The organism is Ferrovum sp. PN-J185, from assembly GCF_001581925.1.
Lineage (GTDB): Bacteria > Pseudomonadota > Gammaproteobacteria > Burkholderiales > Ferrovaceae > PN-J185.
Map to the genome: position 1 here is coordinate 1 of NZ_LQZA01000002.1, position 12,309 is coordinate 12,309.

Genomic DNA, 12,309 nt, shown 5'->3' on the forward strand with positions numbered 1-12,309 from the left:
CCGTGTCATTGTCCGGCGACACCGTCATCGTCAACGTCTGATTCAACGTATTGCCATGACTGTCCTCAACCTGATAGGTAAACGTATCATTCACCGTGGTGCCGTGCTGGACATGCTCCATCGCACTTTCATTCACACTGTAGCTGTAGCTGCCATTCGCATTCAGCGTCAACGTGCCATAACTGCCCGTCAGCGACTCGCTCGTGCCACTACCCGTCACCACACTCAACGTCTCGCCACTCTCGCTCGTGCTCAAAGTGATCTGACCGCTGACCGCACTTCCTCCATCCTGCGCCGCCGTCACACTCGCCTGCGCCGTAAACCCTGTCGTGTCATTGTCCGGCGACACCGTCATCGTCAACGTCTGATTCAACGTATTGCCATGACTGTCCTCAACCTGATAGGTAAACGTATCATTCACCGTGGTGCCGTGCTGGACATGCTCCATCGCACTTTCATTCACACTGTAGCTGTAGCTGCCATTCGCATTCAGCGTCAACGTGCCATAGTGGCCAGTAGTTGTACCAGCTGTTGAAACAGATAAAGACCCGTTTAACTGAATTGATCCTGTAAACGAGTTTGTAGAGCCTTCTGTACCACTGGTTGTACTACCATGTGTCAAAGCGCCTTTAAAATTAGTCGTTTCATTAGGGGCTAGATAAGGTGTTGAAGCAAAATTATTTGTTTGTGTGTTTGTGTTAGACGCAACAGAACTTGATAATGAACTACTACTCGATGAAGCATCTGTAGTACCGGTCGAACTCGTGCTGACTTGAACCGCCTGTTGAGACGCTGAACTACTTGACCCAACACTAGCAACCGTAGCTGATGATGCATTTGATCCTACGCTTTTAGACGTTCCCACACCAACGTGTGGAGGCGCGACACCATTTGCGTTAATGGCTTGGTTTCTTGCATTAGCACCAATAGTATTAAAATTGCTGTTGCCATTATTAAGTAAATTTTGATTGAGTAAATTTGTATGTAAATTTACGTCATTGCCATCACTAGTTCCTATTTGAACGGATTTGACTTGGTTGTCTACTGAAGAACTAGACGTATTTTCTTGAATTTGTAACCGAAAATCAGATTCAGTCGGGTTACTTTTAGGAACACTAGATTCAGTTGGTTTATTTACGATGCTAGGATTATCTGGTGCGATAATATCCTGACTTGCGACCTGATGAGTGGCCTGATTGGTTTGCTGAACGTTACTATTAATCGTTGGCTGCGACTGTTGCAATGATGTCAGATTATCTAAATGCTGAGCATCAGAGTTTATTTGAGATGAGCCTTCGCTGGAATCTGTGGTAGTAACGTCAGCCATAATTAATCATTTACCAGTAATTTTTATAAGTAGGTCAATTATTAACTATTGATGACAAGAAGTGAAGGCGCCAAAAAAACTATAACTTTAGTAATAGATAAAACAAGTAAAATTATCTTATATGAGAAATGAATGGTTAATAGTAAAAAGATGTGCTTAAGTAAAATTATTACCAAGAGTAACTAACACCAACTCCATATTCATTTTGAGCAAAAACAGAGGAAATATATTCTGAGTTATTACTTATCCTTGATAAATTACCAACTATACTGAAAGATCGATCTAATTTTAACTTCAGTGACAAGTCAAGCGTTAATAGTCTATCTTGTCTTATTTGATTTGCTAATAAGGGGTTTATCTGAGAAGTCCAATAATTACTTTTATAATAACCTGCTGATAAATAAGAAGTTAGATTGCCATGGATAATAGAGGCCACACCCATTTTTCCACCCAAAATATTTCTTGATAAACTGTTTTGCGCTTGTAGGTTCCTTTCCTGAGCCCCACTCATTTCTATATCAAACTTTAAACCATGTTTACCACCGACCCATTGTGAAGCGCCAATACTGATGACAGGCATATTTGAATTAAAGGTAGGGGATAATGTATTGTTGTACCTCAACATGGAATAAGTAATGGACGACTTTAATACTGTATTTCGATTAAGATTCTTGTTCCATCCGGTTTTAATGCTATATACAGACCTTAAATCTCCACCATTAAGCCCATCTTGGCTTATATTAGACAGAATTGTAAATTCATTATCATCTCTTGTATTTGCCAAGCCAAAGACCGTGGACGTTGATCTTTGATCATAATTATTAAGAGTGTAGTTCCTATAATTACCGTTTAAATCAATAATATATCGCCATGATGACGTTAAATGACTTGACAACAAATAACCAACACTGCCGTCTAAATAACCAGATTGCGTTCCATACACTGAAGACGAATAAACAGGAGAAATTACGTTGTATAACCATGATGAATCCATACTCCCCAACGTTTCGGTAATAGAGTTTGTATTCTGCCCAACCATGATATTCAAATAGCCACTTTTAGTAGTACGTGTTACAGGATCATGCTGATCAATATCAAACAAGTATCTCTTTATTGTGGTTTTTAACTTGCGCGGTATTTTCTTTTCTAATATTTTGTTGAATTCAATTTTAGCTTTTTCATAATTTTCTGTTAAAAAGTAAGCTCTGGCTAATTCTAAACGAGCCTTATCATTTTCTGGATAAATAGCCAATAATCTCTCTAAAGTCGTAATTCCTATTGCAGCATGACCACTATCAATGGCTGCAATAGCAAAATAATAATCGAATTTAGGATTCCCTATTAACTGCTCATGACTTAAACCTAAATCAAATGCTTCATCAAAGCGCTTCTGGTGAATTAAGCTTCTCAAATTATCAATTGGATTAGCATTCACATTGAAGGAAAAGGCAAGAATCGATAAAAAAGAAACATAAAAAAAGAATTTCTTATAACGACTCATAATAAATATTTATTAATGATTAATAAAAAGATAATATCCAAACTAGTATACTTATGTAACAAAATATTTTTAATTGTATATACATCACAAAATGAAATCATATTTAAACACACAAGAGTTACTAGAACTAATAAATTTATTAACAAAAGAGAAGAACACTACTAAATTTTTAGAAATTATTCTTGATACCGCAATGGGTATAACAAATTCAGATGGTGGGACAATATATAACGTTACGGAAGATAAATTTTTAAAATTCGAAATATTAAAAACAAAAAGTCTTAATCTTCACCAGGGTGGGATATCTGGAGAAAAAATAACAATTGATCCAATACCTCTCTACGATGATAACTTTAAGCCTTTGTTAAACAGAGCAGTTTTAAACAGTTATCACCAAAAATCGATAATAAATATTGACAATATAAATGATGATATAAGTTACGATTTTTCAGGCACCAAAAGTACTGATACAGAATTAAATTACACAACCATTTCTTTGCTAACAGTACCTATATGTAATCACGAAAATGAAGTCATTAGCATATTACAACTAATAAATCCTGTTCATAATGAAGAAATTGTTTCTTACACACATAATGATGAGTCAGTGGTTGCATCACTATGTTCTTTGGTTGCCTCTGCTTCTACTCAAAAACAATTAATAAAAAGACTAGAACAGTTATTCGAATCATTTATCTGTCTAATAAATACAGCGATAGATGATAAATCTCCCTATACAGGAAAACACTGTAACAGAGTACCAAGGCTAACCGAGTTAATTGCTAACGCATTACATGATACAAACTCATATCCATTTAAAGAGTTTACCCTAACAGATAAAGACAGATACGAATTAAAAATAGCTTCCCTTTTACATGATTGTGGAAAAATTGGCACCCCCATTCATATTGTAGATAAATCTACAAAATTAGAATCAATTATTGATCGTATAGAGTTAATTGAGTTACGTTTTAATCTATTTAAAAAAGATCTCGAAATAAAATTGTTGAAAAATCAAATAAATGCCAATGAATTTAATGAGACTATTAGTCAAGTAGATTCAGACTTTAATTTCTTGGAAAGAATAAATCTTGGTTCTGAACACATGAGCCTAGAAGATGAAGAGCGATTAAAAAAAATTGCAAACAGTTATAACATCAATATCAATAACCAAAATTTACCCATATTAAGTAAAGATGAACATGAAAACCTTAATATTAAAAAAGGCACTCTTAATAGCCAAGAAAGGGCAGTGATTAATAAGCACATTGAAACGACAATAAATATGCTAGAAGCACTACCGTGGCCTAAGCACCTTAAAAATGTACCTGAATATGCTGGCGGACATCATGAAAAAATGGATGGAACAGGTTACCCAAGAGGCTTAACAAAAGACGAATTATCACTACAAGCTCGTTGTATTGCTATAGCAGATATTTTTGAGGCACTTACTGCTAAAGATAGACCATATAAAAAAGGAAAAACTCTCAGCGAAGCTTTAGAAATTTTAGGTAAATTTAAACTCCAAAACCATATTGATCCAGATATCTTTAATTTGTTTGTCTCTGAAAAAATTTATGAAAAATATGCCCATGAATTTCTTGATAGTGATCAGATCGATTATGTTGATGTAAAAAAAATACCTGGATATGAATTTCCAGTTTTTTAAAACAATAATATTCATTATTTAAACTTAGCAATTCTTTGGATTCCTCGCTAAAAGTAATAAAATCTGTCACAAAACCTTCATATTAACATGTAGACAATATAACAAATAAAACTTAAGTATTTGCAGTACGTCCCTAAGTATAAAATTATAATGAGCAATTAAGCTATAAAATATAAATATATATTAAATACCAAATCTTCTTTTCATTTCTAATAAAACTGACCTGCCCCCATTTATAGTCTCAGTATCGATCTAGTAAAATTCTGTTAAACATCCTTCTTTTCCTGTAATACTGACCCTGTTTGCTTTGACCTAAATGCTGCCGCAAACTCTGCTGGCGTTTGATAGTTCAGAGCACTATGTGGTCTATGCTCGTTGTAATCTTTTCGCCAAGCATTAATAAGTACTCTCGCTTCTTTTAAACTCATGAACCAATGCTCATTCAAGCATTCATCCCTGAATTTACCGTTAAAACTTTCTATATAGGCATTTTGGGTAGGTTTCCCAGGTTGTATTAAACGTAACTCTACCCCATGCCTATAAGCCCATTGATCTAGTGCTTTACCTGTGAATTCCGGCCCTTGATCCGTTCGAATGGCTTTAGGAGCACCTCTAAAGTAAATAGCTTGTCCAGTATACGGGTCACCTGTTGTCCCGATATACCGTGTTCAAGAGCAATATCAATAGACTCTTTAGTAAAATCATCCACAATGGTCAATGCTTTAACCCTTCTTCCGCTGGCTAGGGCATCTGATACAAAATCCATAGACCATACCTCATTAGGGCTACTGGGTAAGGATAAGCTCTGCTTTTGTACCATCACGCCATGTCTCTTACGTCTACGTTTAACAGCCAACCCCGCTTCCTGATAAAGACGGAATACCTTTTTATGGTTGGCTTCTACTCCTTCTCGTCTTAATAAAGCATGAATACGTCTATAACCAAATCGACGTCTCTCATGGGCAAGATCAACAATACGTTGCTGTAGTTCCTGATTCTTTATCCCACTTACAGGCTGGTAATGAAGAACAGTTCTTGATATACCCACAAGATAACAGGCACGTCGCTCAGAAATAGCCGTAGTCTGGCACATAAGCTTTACAGCCTCGCGTTTGTCTTGTGGGCTTAGTACTTTCGTCCAAGAGCCACTTTTAAGGCTTCAGCGTCCAGTATAGCCTCAGCCAACAGTTTCTTTAATTTACTGTTCTCAGACTCTAAATCCCGCAGCTTTTTAGCATCCGGTATTGTCATTCCTCCAAACTTGGCACGCCAAGTATAAAAAGAACAATCGCTAAAACCATGTCGACGGCATAGCTCTTTTACAGGAATACCAGCTTCTGCTTCCTTCAAAAACCCAATAATCTGTTCCTCTGTAAATCGCTTCTTCAAGTCCATTCTCCTTTACATAAATGAACTTTACTAGATTTAACATAAAACTAAAAATTGGGTGCAGGTCATACCCTCTTGATGTGTTCTGTGGCAATTAATATCGCTTACAAGATATTAAATACGGTAAGATTAAACCACCTTACGAAACCATCAAAACAACTTATCTTAACTTGTAATAATGAATCTTCTTAAAGCATTAGCTCAAACAAGCAGTATGACCTTATTGTCACGTATATTAGGTTATATTCGTGACGCTGTAATTGCCCATGCTTTTGGTGCAGGCGGCCTAACAGATGCTTTCTTTGTGGCTTTTAGGATTCCTAATTTATTACGTCGTCTATTTGCAGAAGGGGCTTTTTCTCAAGCTTTTGTACCACTTTTAGCGGACGCTAAAGCCAAAGAAGGTGATGACTCTGCTAAAAACCTCATCGACCATGTTTCAAGCTTTCTGGCTGTAGTGGTATTTGTCACCACCCTACTAGGCGTTATTTTTGCACCCCAAGTTGTTTATTTATCAGCACCAGGTTTTCGTGCTGACAGTATTAAATTTCACACCACCGTTGATTTATTAAGAGTTACTTTTCCTTATATATTTTTTATTACCTTAGTATCGCTATCGGCGGGAATATTAAATACATGGAATCGCTTCTGGATTCCTGCCTTCACCCCGGTATTATTAAATTTATCCTTTATCCTATGCGCTCTATTTTTAGCGCCCCATCTTAACGCACCCATCATGGCACTGGCTTGGGGTGCCTTTATGGGTGGGGTATTACAACTGTTTTTTCAAATCCCCTTCTTAAAACAAATTAATATGCTGCCACGCTTTCGCTTGGCTTTGCATGATAAGGGAGTCAGACGAGTATTAAAATTGATGGCTCCTGCTGTTGTTGGCGTATCTGTTGGACAAATCAGTTTGTTAGTCAGTACTATTTTCGCTTCTTTTCTGCCTACAGGTAGTGTTTCTTGGCTATTTTATGCCGACCGCTTAATGGAGTTTCCCACAGGATTATTAGGCGCGGCCTTAGGGACCATTTTTCTCCCCTCTCTTGTTAAACATCATAGTTTAGGGCATGAAGATCGCTATTCTGATTTACTTGATTGGGGTTTAAGACTAACTCTCGTATTAACTGTTCCTGCAGCAGCAGCGTTAGCTGTCGCAGGCATTCCTCTTATCAGCACCCTGTTTCTAAGGGGCGCTTTTTTAGAGTCTGATGCAACCCAGGTTTATCATGCCTTAATTGCTTACAGCCTTGGTTTAACCGGGTTAATTGGTGTCAAAATTCTAGCGCCAGGGTTTTACGCCAGACAAGACATCAAAACACCCGTCAAAATCGCCATTATGGTTCTTTTTATTACACAATTAATGAACGTCCTTTTTATGCAGTTTTTTGCTCACGCAGGATTAGCTCTTGCCACAGGGTTAGGTGCCTGTATTAACGCCACTTGGCTCTTAATAGGCTTAAAAAAACGTGGGCTTTATCATGCCAAAGCAGGATGGGCTGTTTTTCTGGTTAAGATTGGTATTGCAACACTCGTCATGAGCGCTATTTTATGGTGGGGACAGGGTAATGCGTCGTTATGGCTAACAGGTAATACTCTACAACACTTATTACGATTAATTCCTCTATTGACCATTGCAGCGGTGAGTTACTTTTTAAGCTTGTGGTTAATGGGACTGCGTTTTCATCATTTCAAAAAAGAAGGTGCTTAATCCACTCACTAGTTTTGTCATCCTAATCTTCATCCAATTCTTTAACAATGGCTTCACGGACGATATCAGGTGTCAGTTGTGGAGCAAACAGCTCGATGAAGTCATAGGTATACTGACGCAGAAACGCACCACGACGAATACCAATACGAGTGGTACTGTTTTCAAAAAGATGACTAACATCAATGGCTCTTAAGCCACTATCACGCTCTTTATCGTAAGCCATAGCAGCAATAATTCCCACCCCCATATCAAGCTCAACATAAGTTTTAATGACATCTGCATCCAGTGCTGTTAATACCACATTAGGCGTTAACTCTTCACGCTCAAAGGCTTGATTAATTTTTGAGCGACCAGTGAATGAAAAATCATAGGTAATTAAAGGGTACTCAGCTAATTTCTTGAGTGTTAACTTCTTTTCTGCTAACAGTGGATGATTAGGTTTCACTACCAAACAGCGATTCCATTGGTAACAAGGGAGAACACATAAATCAGCAAATTGGTCCATCCCTTCAGTGGCAATAGCAATGTCTGCTTTGCCAGCTACCACCTCTTCAGATACATCAATGGGGTTGCCCTGATGGAGCACTAATTTAACTAAAGGATAACGCTGGGCGAATTGATGAATAATGTTAGGTAACACATAACGCGCTTGAGTATGAGTGGTGGCAATAGTGAGACTACCTGCACTTTCATGACTAAATTCACGGCCTGCCTCACGTAAGTTTTTGGCTTCTAACAATACATTTTGCGCCATTTTAACAATACGCATACCAGGTTCTGTAATACCGACAATACGTTTCCCATTGCGGACAAATACATCCACTCCGAGCTCTTCTTCTAGCAAACGAATTTGTTTACTAATACCAGGTTGAGAGGTATGGAGATTCTCGGCAGCTTGCGACACATTGAGTCCTGCTTGAGCCACTTCCACCAGATAACGTAATTGTTGTAATTTCATGGGGAGCCTGTCCTATATAACATTTAGTTTTATAGAGAAAAGATAATATTCCTTAATATTTTATAGGATTGACGGTTAACATGTCTTTTTATTTTATGCGACACAAGACATGCATTGGTCTTATGCCCTATCAGGGTTATTAGGTGGGTTTTTAGTGGGGTTAACCGGCGTGGGCGGTGGCTCACTGATGACTCCTTTACTCATTTTGGTTTTTAAAATTAATCCCTTGAGCGCAGTGGGTACGGATCTTCTTTACGCTGCAATTACTAAACTGAGCGGCACACTCATTCATCACCGTAAAAAAAATATTGATTGGCATGCTGTATCCTACTTAAGTTTAGGAAGTATTCCAGCCTCGCTTATTACCTTGTCATTGGCCGGCAGTCATTGGCAGCAAGAGAGCTTCCGCGCCACTATTCGCTACTCCTTAGCTCTCGCCCTCTTTCTCACAGCCCTCGCCTTATTGTGGGGTTGGCGCAATCTCTATCGCCGTGAAACGGCTATCCAAATAACCCAAGAGATATCCTATAAACGATTTATCTCTGTTATTGTGGGGATGGTTATTGGATCGTTAGTTACTCTATCGTCAGTGGGTGCAGGGGCGGTAGGGACTACTGCTTTACTTCTTTTATACCCAAAACTGCCCTTATCGAGAATTATCGGGACAGATATTGCTCATGCTATTCCTATCACTCTTATTGCCGGGATGGGACATTTGGCTTTAGGGGAAATTAACTTTTCATTACTGATTAATTTATTAATCGGATCTATCCCTGGTATTTGGCTTGGCACTCAACTCAATAGCAAAATTTCAGAAAAAGTTACTCGCCCTTTACTTGCCACTCTCTTAGCTGGCATTGCTGTAAAGCTTATGTTGACCTAACAAAATCATATAAAACATAACACCAAGAGTAATTAACACTTTTAAAACGCCAAAATCGCTAATAAGAGTTGCTTAACTATCTGATTTATAATAAAATATACAATTATGAAATTCAACTTCAAATCCGTATGTTTTATGCGCGTAACGCTTCAAAAACGATTGAACGGTTAACCAAAGGTTTTCCGATCATTGCTATTACAGGACCTCGGCAATCAGGCAAGACCACCCTTGCGCGCCATCAATTTCCTGACAAGCCTTACATTTCTCTCGAAAATCCTGACGAACGAGAATTCGCCACCAACGACCCCAAACGATTTTTGGCTCGTTTCCCAAAGGGGGCCGTCCTTGATGAGATTCAACGTTGTCCAAGCCTGTTTTCATGGTTACAAGGAATTGTTGATCAACAGATGATTCCTGGGCAGTTTATCCTTACTGGCTCATCTCAGTTTGAGTTACTTAGTAGCATTAACCAGTCTTTAGCTGGAAGAGTGGGAAAGGTGGAGCTATTGACACTATCCTTATCAGAACTCAAAGCGGCTCATTGCATGCCCGCAACATTGGATCAATTAATACTCAAGGGTACCTATCCTGCTCTTTACAGCAGAGAGATTGAACCTACTGATTGGTACAGTAATTATGTCGCAACTTATGTAGAAAGAGATGTTCGTCAACTCATTAATGTAAAAAATCTTAATCAGTTTCAACGTTTTTTAAAATTATGCGCAGCTCGTAGCGGTCAATTACTCAATTTAACTTCACTTGGAAATGATTGCGGTATCAGTAGCCATACGGCACAAGAATGGATCAGCGTATTAGAAGCAAGTTACATCGTGAAGCGTATTATGCCGTTTCATAGCAATTTTGGTAAACGATTAATTAAAGCACCAAAACTTTATTTTTTGGATACAGGTCTCGCCTCATGGTTATTGAATATAACCACTAGTGATATCTTGTCTGTCCACCCTTTTCGAGGCGCTCTCTTTGAATCAATGGTAGTGGCTGAGATGATCAAACACCAATTTAATCACGGCAGTCGTTTACACTTAAGCTTTTGGCGTGATAACTCAGGAACTGAAATAGATATCATTGATGAGCAAGAAAACCCTATCAAAGCAGTAGAAATCAAATCTGGTGCCACCTTCACAACAGAATGGGTACACTCTCTAATCAAATTAAACCGATTATTGAACAATCCCTCTGTTCAATTAAAAGTTATCTATGGAGGAGATGAGAGTTTTGAGCGCGATAATTATCAAGTAACCAGTTGGCGAGATTTATAATCATTTCATGCTACAAAAGAAATGAATAACTGAAGTAGGTAAAAGTGGAGCCGCTGGCATCAGGAGCGTTACAATAATCGTCAAAAAAGTTAATCTTGCATCAAAATAATGACTTAATTATCAAATAGATAATCCTAAAAAGTCTGATTTCTTTAATTTTAATTCCAAATTTCACGCTCGTATATTCCAAATTTCACGCTCGTATATTCCAAAATTTACGTTTTAAAATTCCGAAATTTACGCTATTATATTAAGCATGTCTAACTTAACTTTTTACCCACGTCACATCGAGTCGCGTATTACAGAAGCCATGTCTGATACGCCTGTAGTGTTACTGGCCGGGCCTCGTCAGTCAGGAAAAACAACATTGGTTCGTCAACTATCAGGCAGCGTGGGTCGATATTTAACCCTGGATGATGAGCTTACTTTGATGTCAGCCAAAGAAGATCCTGTCGGAATGATCCGTAACCTAGATTGTGCGGTCATTGACGAAGTACAGCGCGCTCCCTCTTTGCTGTTAGCCATCAAAAAGAGTGTGGATGAAGATAGACGTCCCGGGCGTTTCTTACTGACAGGATCAGCTAATCTAATGGCTTTACCGACAGTGGCAGACTCCTTAGCTGGTCGTATGGAGACTTTATTACTGCTTCCTCTCTCCCAAAGTGAAATCGAAGGGCAGTCAACAAACTGGCTTGATAGCGTATTCTCTGAGCAAATTCCCAAGCCATATACAAAAGCAGTGGAATCTGACTTGGTTGATCGTGTACTAAGGGGTGGGTACCCTGAAGCTATTTCAAGAACCACAGAGAGACGACGAGCTTCATGGGTACGGCAATATATCGACGCGCTCATTTTACGTGACATTCGTGATGTCGCAAGTATTGACAAGCTGGATCAGTTGCCACGATTTTTGCACGCCTTGGCACAAACTGCGGGACAAATGTGTAACTACAGTGAGCTAGGCGGCCTGTGTGGGCTGGACAGCAAAACTGCAGCGAAGTACGTCAGCGTGTTTGAGCAGATGTACTTACTCAGACGGACAGAGGTTTGGGCCCACAACAGACTTAAGCGAATCGTTAAAACCTCTAAATTACAGTTCATTGACTCTGGTTTACTGGCGAGCTTAGTTGGTCTGACTGTTGAAGAGGTTCAGCATAACCGAAGTCGGTTTGGTCATGTTCTGGAATCCTTTGTTTACGGTGAACTACTCAAAGCCACTACTACAGCAGAGAGTAGGTACACATTAATGTACTACCGCGATACCGACAAAGTTGAGGTTGATATAGTAATTGAGAACGCAGCCGGACAATTGGTTGGTGTTGAAGTGAAAGCCTCTGGCACTGTGAAGGAGAGTGATTTAAAGGGATTGAGAAAATTGAGTCATTTGGCCGGTACGCAATTTAAGATGGGTATCTTGCTTTATAACGGTGATGAAACCCTGCCTTTGGGTGACAATATTTGGGCGGCTCCGCTCGCCACCCTGTGGGGTAAATAGTCGGAATCTTTCCTCATTAAACATAGCGTTAACAAATTGCGGGTTCGCATAATCCATTAAAAAACACAGGTAATAGGGAGCCAAAGTTGCATT

8 protein-coding genes and 1 pseudogene are annotated in these 12,309 nt (G+C 38.8%); 5 read left to right on the forward strand and 4 right to left on the reverse strand.

Annotation, left to right across the window (positions count from 1 at the left end; genetic code table 11):
* Positions 1-1,327 (reverse strand): VCBS domain-containing protein (locus tag FV185_RS04675; protein WP_197457774.1); only part of this gene is annotated, 1,327 nt, incomplete at its 3' end.
* A 169-nt stretch (positions 1,328-1,496) separates the two neighbouring features.
* Positions 1,497-2,828 carry a tetratricopeptide repeat protein gene (locus FV185_RS04680; protein WP_067494290.1) on the reverse strand — a complete coding sequence of 444 codons (1,332 nt, stop codon included), beginning with the start codon at positions 2,826-2,828 and terminating at the stop codon, positions 1,497-1,499.
* A gap of 91 nt (positions 2,829-2,919) precedes the next feature.
* Here FV185_RS04680 and FV185_RS04685 point away from each other — a divergent pair, with 91 nt between their 5' ends.
* Positions 2,920-4,497 carry an HD domain-containing phosphohydrolase gene (locus tag FV185_RS04685; protein WP_067494293.1) on the forward strand — a complete coding sequence of 526 codons (1,578 nt, stop codon included), beginning with the start codon at positions 2,920-2,922 and terminating at the stop codon, positions 4,495-4,497.
* A 266-nt stretch (positions 4,498-4,763) separates the two neighbouring features.
* Here FV185_RS04685 and FV185_RS09550 read toward each other — a convergent pair.
* A pseudogene (locus FV185_RS09550) lies at positions 4,764-5,886 on the reverse strand (IS3 family transposase).
* A 178-nt stretch (positions 5,887-6,064) separates the two neighbouring features.
* Between FV185_RS09550 and murJ the strand changes: the two are divergent.
* Positions 6,065-7,600 carry a murein biosynthesis integral membrane protein MurJ gene (gene murJ / locus FV185_RS04700; RefSeq protein ID WP_067494296.1) on the forward strand — a complete coding sequence of 512 codons (1,536 nt, stop codon included), beginning with the start codon at positions 6,065-6,067 and terminating at the stop codon, positions 7,598-7,600.
* Between the two features lie 22 nt (positions 7,601-7,622).
* On the opposite strand, the gene cysB is transcribed toward murJ, so the two are convergent.
* Positions 7,623-8,558, reverse strand: coding sequence for an HTH-type transcriptional regulator CysB (gene cysB / locus FV185_RS04705; protein ID WP_067494299.1), 936 nt, complete (start codon positions 8,556-8,558; stop codon positions 7,623-7,625).
* A gap of 109 nt (positions 8,559-8,667) precedes the next feature.
* Here cysB and FV185_RS04710 point away from each other — a divergent pair, with 109 nt between their 5' ends.
* The 3 genes from FV185_RS04710 (at position 8,668) to FV185_RS04720 (ending at position 12,216) form a co-directional block, all read left to right on the forward strand.
* Positions 8,668-9,441 carry a sulfite exporter TauE/SafE family protein gene (locus FV185_RS04710; protein WP_067494301.1) on the forward strand — a complete coding sequence of 258 codons (774 nt, stop codon included), beginning with the start codon at positions 8,668-8,670 and terminating at the stop codon, positions 9,439-9,441.
* A gap of 128 nt (positions 9,442-9,569) precedes the next feature.
* Positions 9,570-10,721, forward strand: a complete 1,152-nt coding sequence (locus tag FV185_RS04715; protein WP_067494304.1) for an ATP-binding protein — start codon at positions 9,570-9,572, stop codon at positions 10,719-10,721.
* Positions 10,722-10,977: 256 nt separating this feature from the next.
* Positions 10,978-12,216: an ATP-binding protein gene (locus FV185_RS04720; protein ID WP_067494307.1), complete on the forward strand. Its 1,239-nt coding sequence runs from the start codon at positions 10,978-10,980 to the stop codon at positions 12,214-12,216.
* Positions 12,217-12,309 lie beyond the last annotated feature (93 nt).

Coding starts and splice junctions, on each gene's coding strand:
- FV185_RS04680 (WP_067494290.1), bottom strand. CDS start 2,828: ATGAGTCGTTATAAGAAATTCTTTTTTTATGTTTCTTTTTTATCGATT.
- FV185_RS04685 (WP_067494293.1), top strand. CDS start 2,920: ATGAAATCATATTTAAACACACAAGAGTTACTAGAACTAATAAATTTA.
- murJ (WP_067494296.1), top strand. CDS start 6,065: ATGAATCTTCTTAAAGCATTAGCTCAAACAAGCAGTATGACCTTATTG.
- cysB (WP_067494299.1), bottom strand. CDS start 8,558: ATGAAATTACAACAATTACGTTATCTGGTGGAAGTGGCTCAAGCAGGA.
- FV185_RS04710 (WP_067494301.1), top strand. CDS start 8,668: ATGCATTGGTCTTATGCCCTATCAGGGTTATTAGGTGGGTTTTTAGTG.
- FV185_RS04715 (WP_067494304.1), top strand. CDS start 9,570: ATGTTTTATGCGCGTAACGCTTCAAAAACGATTGAACGGTTAACCAAA.
- FV185_RS04720 (WP_067494307.1), top strand. CDS start 10,978: ATGTCTAACTTAACTTTTTACCCACGTCACATCGAGTCGCGTATTACA.